The organism is Bacillus glycinifermentans, from assembly GCF_001042475.2.
In the GTDB taxonomy this organism is placed as follows: Bacteria; Bacillota; Bacilli; order Bacillales; family Bacillaceae; genus Bacillus; species Bacillus glycinifermentans.
On the sequence record NZ_LECW02000067.1, the window covers coordinates 86,267 to 101,012 of the forward strand.

The following is a 14,746-nucleotide window of genomic DNA, read 5'->3' on the forward strand; positions in this document are numbered from 1 at the left end:
AGGCTTTAATAGCTCATCGTCTCTTAATCTTCAATGATGAAGAAAAGAGACGGTGAGCTTTTTTATTTTCAGCAGAGGAAGTGGCAAAGAATGGAGAAAAAGACGCAGAAACTGGAGAGAACGATGACATCGCGGCACATTATGATGATGGCGTTGGGCGGGGCCATCGGTGCCGGATTGTTTAAAGGAAGCAGCAATGCGATAGATTTAGCGGGGCCGTCGGTTCTGATCGCCTATCTAATCGGCGGGATCATCCTGCTGTTCATCATGCAGGGTCTCGCCGAAATGGCGGTCAAAAACAGCGAAGCGAGAACGTTCAGGGACCTCGTTCAATCGGTTTTAGGGCCATATGCAGCGTATTTTTTGGACTGGATTTATTGGAAAATGTGGGTGTTGAATATTGCGGCAGAGGCTGTCGTGGCGGCGACCTTTTTGCAATATTGGCTTCCGGGCATGCCGGTGTGGGTGCTGGCGCTGTTTGTCGCCCTCGTCATTACAAGCGTCAATTTGCTTTCTGTTAAAAGCTTTGCCGAGACGGAGTATTGGCTCGCCTTGATTAAAATCACAGTAATTGTCGTCTTTATTATTGCCGGATTTATTTTATTGTTTTTCTCATTTGGCAGTCATACAGCTGTAGGTTTTTCTCATTTGACCGATCACGGCGGGTTCTTTCCGAACGGAGCCGGAGGGCTGGTCACGGCGATGCTCGTTGTCATTTACTCTTACGGCGGAACTGAAATCATCGGCGTGACATTGGCGGAGACAAAAAATCCTGAGAAGGTTGTGCCGAAAGCCGTCCGCGGGACGCTGACGCGGATTATTGCTTTTTATATCCTTCCGTTTTACATCATCGTCAGCCTGATTCCGTGGAATCAAGTGAATCAGGTGTCCGAAAGCCCGTTTGTCATGGTGTTTAAATTGATCGGAATTCCAGGGGCGGACCATGTCATGAACGCCGTCATTTTATTGGCGATCATCTCTTCGATGAACTCCGGACTCTACGGTTCTTCGCGGATATTATATACACAGGCTGCAGACGGCCGGGTGCCGAAAATCTTTTCAAAGCTGTCCGGCAGAAAGGTTCCGGTATATGCGATTTTGCTATGTACTTCTTTCTTATATTTAGGTGTATTGTTTTCAATCTTTGCGGGCAGCCAGGCATTCGAGTATTTGATGGGATCTTTAGGCTATACGGTGCTGATGATCTGGCTTGTCATCGCCTTCGCCCACTTGAAGTCAAGAAAACGGAATCAGACGGCACCGGGCGGCTACTATGTCAAATGGTTTCCTTATACGACCTGGCTGGCGATACTGGCCCTTTTGGCAATTTTAATCGGCGTCATTTGGACAACTTCGATTGCTATCACATTGGTGACGGCAGGAATATACTTGCTCATTACCATCGCTTATCTCGTCAAAGGACGAAAGCTGGCGTAAAATTGACTGCCTCCGCTTTAAGGAGGCGGTTTTTTTGAAAAACGGTTCGAATTTGATCGAACTAATTTCTTTAACTATCATCTTCTGTTGTGGTATCGTCTAAGTACGATAACGAATAGGAAGAAGGAGAAAACATGCCAGGACAGCATTTCAAAAACACCAAATACTCCGTATTGAATTTGTCTCCCGTCGTCCAAGGCGGGACTGTTGAAGAATCCTTTCACAATTCCATGGATTTGGCCCGCCGTGCCGAGGATTGGGGATACCACCGGTTCTGGCTGGCCGAGCATCACGGCATGGAGGGAGTGGCGAGTTCAGCCACGGCTGTTTTGATCGGCCATATCGCCGGAGGAACAAAAACGATCCGCGTCGGATCGGGAGGCATTATGCTGCCGAACCACTCTTCCCTCGTCATTGCGGAACAATTCGGAACGCTTGAATCCCTCTATCCGGGAAGAATCGATCTGGGGCTTGGACGGGCGCCGGGCACCGATCAATTAACAGCAAGGGCGTTGAGAAGAAACATTAACAACGGCGAGGATTTTCCCGAGCAGCTTGCCGAGCTGCGCAATTATTTTCAGCCGTCCGGAAATGTCCGGAACCATGTGCGTGCCATCCCCGGCGAAGGGTTGAATGTGCCGATATGGCTTCTCGGTTCGAGCGGATTCAGCGCCCGTCTCGCGGGTGAGCTCGGCTTGCCGTTTGCATTTGCGGCTCATTTTTCGCCGGCTAATACGATTCCCGCTTTAGAGCTGTACCGGAGTTCATTTACGCCCGGCGTGCTGGATGAACCGTATGCGATGGTCGGAGTGACGGTGATCGCGGCTGATACTGATGATAAAGCGCAGCATCTTGCGACATCACACTATCAGAAATTTTTGGACCTCGTCCGCGGGAATTCGACAAAGCTCAAGCCGCCTGTTGACGATATGGACCAGATCTGGTCGCCGCGAGAGAAAGCGATGGTCAATGAACAGCTCAGCTCAACGATCATCGGCGGACCGAAAGAAGTGAAAGAGAAGCTCGAAGACTTTATTCAAGCGACACAGGCGAACGAAATCATCGTCAACTCAGAAACCTTTGATCATGCAGACAGGCTGCGGTCCTTCGAAATCATCGCAGACGTCTTGAAAAGCTGACAAAAGCCGAAAAAAAGCAATGGAATGGCAAACCCGTCCATTGCTTTTTTACCGTGATTGCGGTACTTCTCATCGATAAAGTCGGGCGGAAAAGGCTGATGTCGATCGGGTCGGCCTTCATGGCTCTTTTTATGATGCTGATCGGGACATCGTTTTATTTTCAATTAACAGGCGGACTTATGCTGATTTAGGATTCGCAGCCGCGTTCTGCGTGTCAGTCGGGCCGATCACATGGATTATGATTTCGGAAATATTCCCTAACCACTTGCGGGCGCGCGCCGCCGGCATCGCGACCATCTTCTTATGGGGAGCGAACTGGGCGATCGGACAATTCGTCCCGATGACGATCAGCGGATTCGGCCTCGCCTATACGTTCTGGATCTTCGCCGTAATCAACGTTCTCTGCTTCCTGTTCGTCGTCACCATTTGTCCGGAAACAAAGAATAAGTCGCTGGAAGAGATAGAAAAACTTTGGGTGAAATGAAAGCGCTTTAAGACCCTTTTGAGAAAAGGGCTTTTTTCGTCTGCACCTTTTGATCAGTTGCTGTATAAGCTGGAGATAATAGGAAACAATGATGATGACAAAAAACCGTTCTGTCGAAACGGTGCGAATATTGTCAAGGAATTGGTTTCTAAACAGTTGAATAAACATTTTAACCCTGTTACAATAAGACGTGTAAGCAGGAGTAATTTTTTTTGGCTGAGGCGGGACGTTTTCAGTCACAGCGGGACATTTTTTGTCCAGGACGAGATGAAAGGAACGTTTTGGCATGAATCAATTAATACAGGCTCAAAAAAAATTATTGCCGGATCTTCTCGATGTCATGCAAAAAAGGTACGAAATCTTGCAGTACATAAGGCTGACTGAACCGATCGGCAGGAGAAGCCTCGCCGCCAGCCTCGGCATAAGCGAACGCGTATTAAGGGCGGAGGTTCAGTTTTTAAAAGAACAAAATCTTCTCGAGATCAAAACGAGCGGCATGACATTGACACCTGAAGGCTCTGACCTGCTGTACATTCTCGAAGATACGATGAAAGACGTTTTAGGTTTGACTCTTTTGGAAAATACATTAAAAGAGAGGCTGAATCTTGAACAGGTTATCATCGTCTCCGGAGACAGCGACCATTCCCCATGGGTCAAAAAAGAGATGGGGAGAGCGGCCGTCGCATGCATGAAAAACAGGTTTCAAGGGGAAAATATCGTCGCCGTAACCGGAGGTACGACCCTCGAAGCTGTGGCTGAAATGATGACGCCCGACTCGAAAAATCGCAAACTGCTTTTTGTTCCGGCAAGAGGCGGACTCGGCGAAAACGTCAGAAATCAGGCAAACACGATTTGCGCCCATATGGCTGAAAAAGCTTCCGGTACATACAAACTGCTATTCGTGCCGGGCCAGCTGAGCAAAGAAGCCTATTCTTCTATTATCGAAGAGCCTTCCATCAAGGAAGTGCTGCAGACGATTCGATCATCCAGTATGGTCATCCACGGTATCGGGGATGCTAAAACAATGGCTGAACGAAGGAATACGCCGGAGAAAGATTTGCGGAAGATAGAAGAAAACGAAGCTGTTGCAGAGGCGTTCGGCTATTATTTTGACCGCCACGGAGAAGTCATTCACAAGGTGCACAGCGTGGGCATTCAGCTTGAGGATCTCGATTCGATCCCGAACATCATCGCGGTGGCGGGAGGCTCATCAAAGGCGGAGGCCATTGAGGCTTATTTTAAAAAGCCGCGCAACACGGTTCTGATCACTGACGAAGGAGCCGCAAAACAGTTATTAAGGGAAGTTTCTTCCCTCAATATAAATTAAAATATCTCTTACTTACTTAAAGGAGGAAATCATCATGGCAGTAAAAGTCGGTATTAATGGTTTTGGTCGTATTGGACGCAACGTATTCCGTGCAGCGTTAAATAATCCTGATGTTGAGGTTGTAGCAGTTAACGATTTAACGGACGCTAACATGCTTGCTCACCTATTACAATATGATTCAGTTCACGGTAAACTTGACGCAGAGGTATCTGTTGACGGAAACAACCTGGTTGTTAACGGTCAAACGATCCAAGTTACAGCAGAGCGCGATCCTTCTAAACTAAGCTGGGGAGAGCAAGGTGTTGAAATCGTTGTTGAATCAACTGGTTTCTTCACAAAACGCGCTGATGCGGCTAAACATTTGGAAGCTGGCGCGAAAAAAGTCATCATCTCAGCTCCTGCGAGTGAAGAAGATATCACAATCGTTATGGGTGTTAACGAAGATAAATACGATGCGGCAAACCACCATGTTATCTCTAACGCATCTTGCACAACAAACTGCCTTGCGCCGTTTGCAAAAGTGCTTAACGACAAATTCGGCATCAAACGCGGTATGATGACAACTGTTCACTCATACACTAACGACCAGCAAATCCTTGACCTTCCGCACAAAGACTACCGTCGTGCGCGTGCGGCAGCTGAAAGCATCATTCCTACAACAACTGGTGCAGCGAAAGCCGTTTCTCTTGTACTTCCTGAATTGAAAGGAAAACTGAACGGCGGTGCAATGCGTGTTCCAACACCAAACGTATCACTTGTTGACCTGGTTGCTGAACTTGACAAAGAAGTAACAGCAGAAGAAGTAAACGCAGCGTTTAAAGAAGCAGCAGAAGGCGAACTTCAAGGCGTTCTTGGCTACAGCGAAGAGCCGCTTGTATCTAAAGACTACAACGGCAATGCAAACTCTTCTACAATCGATGCTCTTTCTACAATGGTTATGGAAGGCAGCATGGTTAAAGTTATTTCTTGGTATGACAACGAAAGCGGATATTCTCACCGTGTAGTTGACCTTGCCGCTTACATCGCAAAACAAGGTCTTTAATCCGGAAACCAGAATCAGACTTGGTTCTTGATGAGAGAAGCGCTATAATGAAAGCGGACAAGGGAAGGGGACAGACACTCCCTTTCCCTTTTTCCATATCGGCGCCATTTAAGCCGCCCGGGGATTTCCGTTTTCAGGCTTGTAAAACATTAAAAGGAGGATCTCCTAAAAGCCATGAACAAAAAATCAGTAAAAGACATTGATGTAAAAGGCCGTGTTGTTTTCTGCCGTGTTGACTTTAACGTTCCGATGAAGGACGGAAAAGTGACGGATGATACGAGAATCCGCGCCGCACTTCCGACGATTCAATACTTAACAGAGCAGGGAGCGAAAGTTCTTCTTGCAAGCCACTTGGGCCGTCCGAAAGGCCAGGTTTCAGAAGAGCTTCGCTTAACGCCGGTAGCCGCACGCCTCGGCGAACTGATCGGCAAAGAAGTGAAAAAAGCGGATGAAGCTTACGGCGACGCCGTCAAAGCGCAAATTTCCGAAATGAAAGCCGGAGATATTCTCGTACTGGAAAATGTCCGCTTCTATCCGGGAGAAGAAAAGAATGATCCTGAGCTGTCTAAAGCATTTGCCGACCTGGCTGATGTTTATGTCAATGACGCATTCGGAGCGGCTCACCGTGCCCATGCTTCCACAGCAGGTATCGCTGAACACCTTCCGGCTGTTGCAGGCTTCCTCATGGAAAAAGAGCTTGAAGTGCTGGGCAAAGCATTGTCAAACCCTGAGCGTCCGTTTACAGCGATCATCGGCGGCGCAAAAGTAAAAGACAAAATCGGCGTGATCGAAAGTCTTCTTGAGAAAGTAGACAACCTGATCATCGGCGGCGGTCTTGCTTACACGTTTGTCAAAGCGCTGGGCCATGAAGTAGGAAAATCCCTGCTTGAAGAAGATAAAATTGAATTGGCTAAATCTTTCATGGACCGCGCCAAAGAAAAAGGCGTGAACTTCTACATGCCTACAGACGTGCTTGTTGCTGACGATTTTTCAAACGACGCCAACACGAAAGTCGTGCCGGTCAGCGAAATCCCTAGCGACTGGGAAGCGCTTGACATCGGGGAGGAAACAAGAAAAACATATGCTGACGTCATTAAAAACAGCAAGCTTGTTGTTTGGAACGGACCGATGGGCGTATTCGAACTCGATGCGTTCGCTAAAGGAACAAAAGCTGTCGCTGAAGCTTTAGCAGAGGCAAAAGATACATACTCTGTCATCGGCGGCGGAGACTCTGCAGCTGCTGTAGAAAAGTTCGGTCTTGCTGACAAAATGAGCCACATTTCAACAGGCGGCGGAGCTTCCCTTGAGTTTATGGAAGGAAAAGAACTTCCTGGCGTCAAAGCATTGAACGACAAGTAAGCAAAATATACAGCATAAGGAGTGGAGCACATGAGAAAACCAATTATAGCCGGTAACTGGAAGATGAATAAAGTGCTTTCAGAAGCTGTCAGCTTCGTTGAAGAAGTGAAATCTTCCATTCCCGCAGCAGATAAAGCAGAAGCCGTTGTCTGTGCGCCTGCGCTGTTCCTTGAAAAGCTGACATCAGCTGTAAAAGGCACCGACCTGAAAGTCGGCGCGCAAAACATGCACTTTGAAGAAAGCGGCGCTTTCACCGGAGAAATCAGCCCTGTTGCTCTGAAAGACCTCGGGGTTCAATATTGCGTGATCGGCCACTCTGAGCGCCGCGAAATGTTCGCCGAAACCGACGAGACCGTAAACAAAAAGGCGCACGCAGCCTTCAAACACGGCATCGTGCCGATCATCTGCGTAGGTGAAACGCTTGAAGAGCGTGAAGCCGGTAAAACAAATGACCTTGTTGCAGGTCAAGTGAAAAAAGCGCTCGCCGGCCTGACAACTGAGCAGGTGTCTGCTTCTGTTATCGCTTATGAGCCAATCTGGGCGATCGGAACAGGCAAATCTTCAACAGCACAAGATGCAAACGAGGTGTGCGCACACATCCGCAAAACGGTCGCTGCAGAATTCGGACAAGCGGCAGCCGACAGCATCCGCATCCAGTACGGCGGCAGCGTAAAACCTGCGAACATTAAAGAATACATGGCCGAGTCTGATATTGACGGCGCTCTCGTAGGCGGCGCAAGCCTTGAGCCTCAGTCTTTCGTTCAATTATTGGAGGCAGGTCAATATGAGTAACAAATTAGCCGCACTCATCATTTTGGATGGGTTTGGACTAAGAAACGAAACTGTCGGAAACGCAGTGGCCCAAGCGAACAAACCGAATTTTGACCGCTATTGGAACAAGTATCCGCATCAGACGCTGACAGCTTCAGGCGAAGCGGTCGGACTTCCTGAAGGACAAATGGGAAACTCTGAAGTCGGCCACTTGAATATCGGCGCCGGACGGATCGTCTATCAAAGCCTCACGCGCGTCAACGTAGCGATTCGCGATGGCGAATTTGAGCGGAACGAAACGTTTTTGAACGCGATGAAGCACGCCAAAGAAAAAGGCACAAACCTTCACCTGTTCGGACTGCTGTCTGACGGCGGGGTTCACAGCCACATCAACCATTTGTACGCGCTCTTAAAGCTTGCGAAAAAAGAAGGCGTTCAAAACGTCTATATTCACGGCTTCCTTGACGGACGCGACGTAGGTCCGCAAACGGCCGAGAAATATCTCAATGAGCTAGAGGAACAAATTGAAAAAATCGGCGTCGGCGAAATTGCGACGCTATCAGGCCGCTACTACTCAATGGACCGCGACAAACGCTGGGACCGTGTCGAAAAAGCGTATCGCGCCATGGTATACGGCGAAGGACCTGCATACAACAATCCGCTTGATGTCGTGAAGGATTCTTATGAAAAAGGCATTTACGATGAATTCGTCATCCCTTCCGTCATCACAAAAGAAAACGGCGAGCCTGTTGCGACAATCAAAGACAACGACGCGGTGATTTTCTATAATTTCAGACCGGACCGTGCGATCCAGATTTCCAACACGTTCACGAATGACGATTTCCGCGACTTTGACCGCGGTGACAAGCATCCGAAAAACCTTTATTTCGTCTGCTTGACCCACTTCAGTGAAACGGTTGACGGATACGTGGCATTCAAGCCGGTCAATCTCGACAATACGGTAGGAGAAGTTTTATCCCAAAACGGACTGAAACAGCTCCGCATTGCAGAGACCGAAAAATATCCGCACGTGACATTCTTTATGAGCGGCGGTCGCGAAGAGCAATTCCCGGGCGAAGAACGGATTCTCATCAATTCGCCGAAAGTTGCAACATATGACTTGAAACCTGAAATGAGCGCCTATGAAGTGAAAGACGCGCTCGTAAAAGAAATCGAGGCTGACAAGCACAACGCAATCATCCTCAATTTCGCCAACCCGGATATGGTTGGACACTCCGGTAAAGTCGAGCCGACGATCAAAGCGATCGAAGCGGTCGATGAATGCCTGGGAGAAGTCGTTGACGCGATTATTGCAAAAGGCGGCCACGCGATCATCACGGCTGACCACGGCAACGCGGACGTGCTGATTACAGAAGAAGGCAAGCCGCACACCGCCCATACGACAAACCCGGTTCCCGTGATCGTCACAAAAGAAGGCGTGACACTAAGGGAAGGCGGAATTCTCGGAGACCTTGCACCAACGCTTTTAGATTTGCTCGGTGTCGAAAAACCGAAAGAAATGACAGGAACGTCATTAATTCAAAAATAAGATTCAAAGGAGAGAAACAAACATGCCATACATTGTTGATGTTTATGCACGCGAAGTATTAGACTCCCGCGGTAATCCGACGGTTGAAGTCGAAGTATACACAGAATCAGGAGCTTTCGGACGCGCGCTTGTTCCAAGCGGTGCTTCCACAGGTGAATACGAAGCGGTTGAGCTTCGCGACGGCGACAAAGACCGTTACCTTGGCAAAGGTGTTTTAACTGCCGTTAACAACGTAAACGAAATCATTGCTCCGGAGCTTCTCGGCTTCGACGTTACAGAACAAGTAGCAATCGACAAATTGTTGATCGAACTTGACGGAACTGAAAACAAAGGCAAGCTCGGCGCTAACGCGATCCTTGGCGTATCAATGGCCGTTGCCCGCGCTGCTGCTGATTTCTTGCAAATTCCTCTATATCAATACCTTGGAGGATTCAACTCTAAAACGCTTCCTGTACCGATGATGAACATCGTAAACGGCGGGGAACATGCGGACAACAACGTTGACATTCAAGAATTCATGATCATGCCTGTCGGCGCGGAAAACTTCCGCGAAGCGCTTCGCATGGGAGCTCAAATTTTCCACAGCTTAAAAGCTGTCCTGAAAGCAAAAGGCCTGAACACTGCTGTCGGTGATGAAGGCGGATTTGCTCCAAACCTTGGATCAAACGAAGAAGCGCTTCAAACGATCGTTGAAGCGATCGAAAAAGCCGGCTTCAAACCTGGCGAACAAGTCAAACTTGCAATGGACGCTGCATCTTCTGAGTTCTACAACAAAGAAGACGGCAAATACCATCTGTCCGGCGAAGGCGTTGTGAAAACATCTGCTGAAATGGTTGACTGGTATGAACAGCTTGTTTCTAAATACCCAATCATCTCAATCGAAGACGGCCTTGACGAAAACGACTGGGAAGGCCACAAACTTCTTACTGAGCGCCTTGGCAAAAAAGTTCAGCTTGTCGGTGACGACCTGTTCGTTACAAACACGAAAAAACTTGCTGAAGGCATCAAAAACGGCGTAGGCAACTCTATCCTGATCAAAGTAAACCAAATCGGTACGCTGTCTGAAACATTCGACGCGATCGAAATGGCAAAACGCGCAGGATACACTGCTGTTATCTCTCACCGCTCCGGTGAAACAGAAGACAGCACAATCGCTGACATCGCCGTTGCAACAAACGCAGGACAAATCAAAACAGGTGCTCCGTCCCGTACGGACCGTGTTGCGAAATACAACCAGCTTCTTCGCATCGAAGATCAACTGGCTGAAACTGCGCAGTACCACGGAATTCAGTCTTTCTATAACTTAAGCAAGTAAGCATAAAAAGAGCTTGGCCGCATGACGCGGCCAAGCTTTATTTGTTGTTCGATGGTTTTAGCAAATAGGCGGGGAGGAATCCGGTAAGACCAATCATCATGAAGCCTATAATAGATAATATCGCTATCATCATTGAGGAGAGAAAATCATGAAGGACATTTGCTGCGCTGGATAACATTACTCCCAATATCAGGCTAATCAGAATTACTTTTTTATTTTTAAGAAGTAAATGCTCTGATTTTCTGAACTTATTATAAATCAAAGGAAGACCAACATAGCATCCAATCATAAGTGTAAATAGCATTGCTAATATAAATTGCGGTAAAGTTGAAAAATCATTTGTTCCAATTATTTCACCAAATGAAACCGACCAACTGCTTAACATAACAAATCCGAAAAGGTACAAAACCGGCAGCACCAGTTTGAACATTTGCAAAGCCCCCAATCTCCATCTATCTTACCATCAAGATGAAGGGTCTGCAGGATTTCATATTGACAATTCACATACACATTATATAATCTAATTGATAATGAAAATCATTTGAAAAAGGGGATACTTACATATGCCGATGAAACGAATAAAATGGGTTGCGCTTTTTGCAGCGCTTTTCCTGATACTTTCGGCCTGCGGGAATCAGAAATCTGCGGGTTCGAATAAAGCCTCAGGAAAGGCAGAAAGCTCATACGAGGTAAAGAATGCAATGGGAACGGCGACCATTAAAGGAACGCCGAAAAGGGTTGTCGTGTTAACGAATGAAGCGACAGAGGCCGTGCTTGCCCTCGGTGTCAAACCTGTCGGAGCCGTTCAGTCATGGCTTGGTGATCCGTGGTATAAGCATATCAAATCGAAAATGGACGGCGTTGAAAACGTCGGTACGGAAGTGCAGCCGAATATCGAAAAAATCGCCAGCCTTAAGCCTGATTTAATTATTGGAAACAAAGTGCGCCAGGAAGAAGTGTACGACAAATTAAGCGCCATCGCGCCGACCGTCTTTGCCGAAACGCTGTCAGGAGATTGGAAAGGCAACTTTAAGCTGGCGGCTGAAGCGCTGAATCAAAAAGAAAAAGGCGATCAAGTCATCGCCGATTTTGATAAACGGGTTGCTGATCTTCACAAAAAGCTCGGTGACAAGGTGAAGCAAAAGGTCTCACTCGTCCGCTTTACAGATGCCGATGCCCGCATTTATCATAAATCCTCATTTGCCGGAACGATTCTTGACCAGCTCGGTTTTGCAAGGCCAAAAGGACAGGAAGCCAACGATTTGGGACAATTGAAAGTGACGAAAGAACAAATTCCGGATATGGATGCGGACGTGCTTTTCTATTACACGTATGAGACTGGAGATGACAAAGCAAGCGCGATCGAGAAAGACTACGTCAATGATCAGCTTTTCAAAAACTTGAGCGTTTATAAAAAAGGCAGCGTTCATAAAGTAGATGACGCCGTCTGGAATACGGCAGGGGGCGTACTTGCCGCGAATCTGATGCTGGACGATATTGAAAAGTACTTTCTGAAGTAATCGTGTAACCCAAACCAAACGGATGATAGACTATTCGTTTGGTTTTTTATTTATGAAAACACTCCTCCTTTTCATAAATATAGTATAAAATAACTATTATAGAAACAGAGTAATAGGAGGAAAGACATGAATTTTTGTAAAGCATGCGGGCGCGAGCTGGCAGGGCAAGCGCAATTTTGCAAACATTGCGGGACTCCTGTGAATGGCAGGCAAGCAGACGCGGAAGAACCCGTCAATCAAGATCCTGTACATAAACGAAAAATTTCAAGGAAAAGCATGATGATTTGGGCGGGGATTGCCGCGGTATGCGTCCTCCTGTTTGCGGGCTATAAGACCGGAGAAGCCTTGACTTCAAAGGAAAAATTAATCGGCGACTTTGAAAGTGCGCTGAAGCAAAACGATGAGAAAAAGGTCGCGGCACTGCTTCATTCATCAGACGTAGACTTGACGATTACGAAACAGAACGTCAAACCGCTGATGACGTATTTAGACGATCACCCCGATGAGAAAAAAGACCTGATCAGTTCTTTGAAGGATCAGAGCGGGGACGGGCTTGTTTCCATCGAAAAAGCGGGAAAACAATTTTTGATTTATGACCGCTATGTGCTGAATGTGAAGCCGGTCTATTTGACGGTTAAGGCAAGCGAGAAAGGCGCCGGCCTTTACATAAACAATAAAAAGGTAATGACAACGGAAAAGGAAAACTTCGAGAAAAAATTCGGCCCGTTCGTCCCCGGTTCGTACGATGTGGAAGCAAAGCTGAACTCCGATATCGGCGAACTGAAAAAATCGAAACATATCAATGCGCTGGACGAGGACGCAAGCGCTGATGTGTCCCTTGATGCGCAAAAAGCGAAGCTCGTCTTTGACGATGGTTATGACAAGCTGAAAGGAACGTTATGGATCAACGGTCAAAAAGTAAAGATCAATCCTTTTCAAGGAACGTCGTTCGGCCCGGTTTTGACAGACGGTTCGATGTCTGCCTCGGTCGAAGCGGAGTTTCCGTGGGGGAATCTGAAAAGCGAAAAAACGCCGATCGACGGCGCGGAAATCAAAGTCAATCTCGCTTCTGACCAAGGTTTTATGAATATGATCATGAACACGGTCGTTCAAAATACGAAGGAAACGATGAAGGCTTTTGCAAATGGAAGCGTCAATGGCATGACCGTTGCCGCACCTTCTTTTAAAAGCGATTTAAAAGAGATAGTCGGCGGGATGAAGAGCAGCAATACGTATTATAAAGGAACGTATCTATCCACTGCTTTTGACCTTGATTCGTTCCGGCTGTATCACGAGGGCGGCAAGTGGAAAGCGGACGTCAGCGGCATTGAAAAGCACAAATCGGCTTACTATGACGATTACAGCGCGCCGGATTTGGCGGAAAACGAAAACGGCTATACATACACATTGGTATACGCCGAAGACGAGAAAAAGTGGCTGGTCGAAAAAAGCGATTCTGCGTTAGTGTATATCAAAAACAAAAAAGAGATCAAAGACGAAAATCCGAAACAATATACATCAGCATGGGCTTCAGCTAAAGGCACTTCCAAAAACGTTCCGGCGGGCGGAGAACTGACAGATCAAAAAGTGACTCAAGCGATTGAAGGGTATGTATACGACCTGCAAAACGCCGTCAATGGCAATGATTTCGAACTTGTCGCAGACGATTTGAAAGAAGGAAGCCAGCTATACGCCGATCAAAAAGCGCTTGTTGCGAAACTGAATCACAGCGGCACAAAAGAAGAAGTCGCCGATGTCAGCGTGAAAAGCTGGAGTCAGGACGGCTCAGACGTGACGATAAAAACGCTTGAAAAAATCAACATTATCAAAAACGGAAAAGAGCAGCTGAAAACCTACAACTGGACATACCACGCTGTTGTTGAAGACGGGGAGCTGCTTCTGACGTCAATTGAATAATATAAAAAAAGCCTTTTTTCCTCAGCGGAAAAAGGCTTTTTTTCTGATTGATTTAAAACAGCGAGCCTAACAAGGAGCGCAAGATATCTCTTACGTATTCAAGAAACAGATTTCCCATGATCCTGACGGCGATAAACGTCGCCAAGTAAACGAGAAGCGTCGTGTAGATGAAATCGATGGAGCCCGCCGCTTTCTCGCGGTAGCTGAACAGCACGGCCGGCGGAATGAGAAACGCGATACCGCAAAAAGCGAAAAATACTAGATACAAAAATAAGTCTGTTTTCAAAAGCGACAACAGCAACGCGCAAAGCAATAAAGCCGTAAAAGGAATGAGGGCGGCGCCGAAGCGGCCCATCACTTCCTTAAATGAAGCCTGAACCCCTTGAATTCGCACTCCTGCGTATGTAAACACAAATAATAAGAAAATATAAATAGCAAACGTAAAAGCAGGCTTTACCACGATGTCAAAAAATCCGGGCATGACGCCGGTTCCGCCGAATATTCCGGAATACGTGCCCATAGAAGCGTAAAAACTTTTTAAGCTGAAATAAAACATGAGCGGCACGGTCAATGCAAAGATCACCATCGTGATGATGCTGCTCAGCATATGCTCTTCTCCGGCCTTTTTCGTTTCTGCATACGGGCGCTTCATGACGCGCACAAAGAAAGAAAAATACATCGAAGAGGCTTTTTTTGCCGCATCAACGTATTGCTTGGCCTGCGCTGCTTCTCCGGCCGGCTGACCGCCGTCGTGTTCAGCGGAAAGGCTTGCTCCGCAGTTTTCGCAAAATTTTCCGCCATCTGTTTGATGGCCGCATTTCGTACATCTCATCAAATATTGTCTCCTTTTTTGAAAAATAGTTATTTTGTACTATGTTGCATTATA

The 14,746-nt window shown here is 47.2% G+C and carries 12 protein-coding genes, 1 pseudogene and 1 other annotated feature (1 of these 14 only partly in view); of the genes and pseudogenes, 11 read left to right on the forward strand and 2 right to left on the reverse strand.

Going from position 1 to position 14,746, the window contains the following annotated elements:
* Positions 1 to 27, forward strand: a binding site (T-box leader); it begins 211 nt to the left of the window's first position.
* Between the two features lie 63 nt (positions 28 to 90).
* From AB447_RS23680 to eno, 9 genes and pseudogenes are all read left to right on the forward strand, one after another.
* Positions 91 to 1,437, forward strand: a complete 1,347-nt coding sequence (locus AB447_RS23680; protein WP_048354333.1) for an amino acid permease — start codon at positions 91 to 93, stop codon at positions 1,435 to 1,437.
* 134 nt (positions 1,438 to 1,571) lie between these two features.
* Positions 1,572 to 2,576 carry an LLM class flavin-dependent oxidoreductase gene (locus AB447_RS23685; protein WP_048354332.1) on the forward strand — a complete coding sequence of 335 codons (1,005 nt, stop codon included), beginning with the start codon at positions 1,572 to 1,574 and terminating at the stop codon, positions 2,574 to 2,576.
* A gap of 35 nt (positions 2,577 to 2,611) precedes the next feature.
* Positions 2,612 to 3,060, forward strand: a pseudogene (locus AB447_RS25555) (MFS transporter); the annotation flags it as partial.
* Between the two features lie 286 nt (positions 3,061 to 3,346).
* Positions 3,347 to 4,387, forward strand: a complete 1,041-nt coding sequence (locus AB447_RS23695; RefSeq protein ID WP_048354330.1) for a sugar-binding transcriptional regulator — start codon at positions 3,347 to 3,349, stop codon at positions 4,385 to 4,387.
* 34 nt (positions 4,388 to 4,421) lie between these two features.
* Positions 4,422 to 5,429, forward strand: a complete 1,008-nt coding sequence (gap, locus tag AB447_RS23700; protein ID WP_048406641.1) for a type I glyceraldehyde-3-phosphate dehydrogenase — start codon at positions 4,422 to 4,424, stop codon at positions 5,427 to 5,429.
* 174 nt (positions 5,430 to 5,603) lie between these two features.
* Complete coding sequence (locus tag AB447_RS23705) at positions 5,604 to 6,788, forward strand: phosphoglycerate kinase (protein ID WP_048355548.1); 1,185 nt, start codon at positions 5,604 to 5,606, stop codon at positions 6,786 to 6,788.
* Positions 6,789 to 6,818: 30 nt separating this feature from the next.
* Positions 6,819 to 7,580, forward strand: a complete 762-nt coding sequence (tpiA, locus tag AB447_RS23710) for a triose-phosphate isomerase (RefSeq protein WP_057957776.1) — start codon at positions 6,819 to 6,821, stop codon at positions 7,578 to 7,580.
* Entirely contained in the window at positions 7,573 to 9,108 is a 1,536-nt protein-coding gene (gene gpmI, locus AB447_RS23715) for a 2,3-bisphosphoglycerate-independent phosphoglycerate mutase (protein ID WP_048355547.1), read from the forward strand. Before tpiA ends, gpmI begins: the two co-directional genes overlap by 8 nt.
* A gap of 22 nt (positions 9,109 to 9,130) precedes the next feature.
* The gene (eno, locus tag AB447_RS23720; RefSeq protein ID WP_048406642.1) at positions 9,131 to 10,423 is read left to right on the forward strand and encodes a phosphopyruvate hydratase; all 1,293 of its coding nucleotides are present in this window, start codon (positions 9,131 to 9,133) and stop codon (positions 10,421 to 10,423) included.
* 37 nt (positions 10,424 to 10,460) lie between these two features.
* On the opposite strand, the gene AB447_RS23725 is transcribed toward eno, so the two are convergent.
* Positions 10,461 to 10,853 carry a hypothetical protein gene (locus AB447_RS23725; RefSeq protein WP_048355546.1) on the reverse strand — a complete coding sequence of 131 codons (393 nt, stop codon included), beginning with the start codon at positions 10,851 to 10,853 and terminating at the stop codon, positions 10,461 to 10,463.
* Between the two features lie 139 nt (positions 10,854 to 10,992).
* Here AB447_RS23725 and AB447_RS23730 point away from each other — a divergent pair, with 139 nt between their 5' ends.
* Positions 10,993 to 11,943: an ABC transporter substrate-binding protein gene (locus tag AB447_RS23730; protein WP_082634701.1), complete on the forward strand. Its 951-nt coding sequence runs from the start codon at positions 10,993 to 10,995 to the stop codon at positions 11,941 to 11,943.
* A 126-nt stretch (positions 11,944 to 12,069) separates the two neighbouring features.
* Complete coding sequence (locus AB447_RS23735; RefSeq protein WP_048355544.1) at positions 12,070 to 13,860, forward strand: zinc ribbon domain-containing protein; 1,791 nt, start codon at positions 12,070 to 12,072, stop codon at positions 13,858 to 13,860.
* Between the two features lie 52 nt (positions 13,861 to 13,912).
* On the opposite strand, the gene AB447_RS23740 is transcribed toward AB447_RS23735, so the two are convergent.
* The gene (locus tag AB447_RS23740; RefSeq protein WP_048355543.1) at positions 13,913 to 14,692 is read right to left on the reverse strand and encodes a zinc ribbon domain-containing protein; all 780 of its coding nucleotides are present in this window, start codon (positions 14,690 to 14,692) and stop codon (positions 13,913 to 13,915) included.
* Positions 14,693 to 14,746: the final 54 nt, after the last annotated feature.

Coding starts and splice junctions, on each gene's coding strand:
- AB447_RS23730 (WP_082634701.1), top strand. CDS start 10,993: ATGAAACGAATAAAATGGGTTGCGCTTTTTGCAGCGCTTTTCCTGATA.
- AB447_RS23740 (WP_048355543.1), bottom strand. CDS start 14,692: ATGAGATGTACGAAATGCGGCCATCAAACAGATGGCGGAAAATTTTGC.
- AB447_RS23695 (WP_048354330.1), top strand. CDS start 3,347: ATGAATCAATTAATACAGGCTCAAAAAAAATTATTGCCGGATCTTCTC.
- gap (WP_048406641.1), top strand. CDS start 4,422: ATGGCAGTAAAAGTCGGTATTAATGGTTTTGGTCGTATTGGACGCAAC.
- gpmI (WP_048355547.1), top strand. CDS start 7,573: ATGAGTAACAAATTAGCCGCACTCATCATTTTGGATGGGTTTGGACTA.
- AB447_RS23705 (WP_048355548.1), top strand. CDS start 5,604: ATGAACAAAAAATCAGTAAAAGACATTGATGTAAAAGGCCGTGTTGTT.
- eno (WP_048406642.1), top strand. CDS start 9,131: ATGCCATACATTGTTGATGTTTATGCACGCGAAGTATTAGACTCCCGC.
- tpiA (WP_057957776.1), top strand. CDS start 6,819: ATGAGAAAACCAATTATAGCCGGTAACTGGAAGATGAATAAAGTGCTT.
- AB447_RS23680 (WP_048354333.1), top strand. CDS start 91: ATGGAGAAAAAGACGCAGAAACTGGAGAGAACGATGACATCGCGGCAC.
- AB447_RS23735 (WP_048355544.1), top strand. CDS start 12,070: ATGAATTTTTGTAAAGCATGCGGGCGCGAGCTGGCAGGGCAAGCGCAA.
- AB447_RS23685 (WP_048354332.1), top strand. CDS start 1,572: ATGCCAGGACAGCATTTCAAAAACACCAAATACTCCGTATTGAATTTG.
- AB447_RS23725 (WP_048355546.1), bottom strand. CDS start 10,853: ATGTTCAAACTGGTGCTGCCGGTTTTGTACCTTTTCGGATTTGTTATG.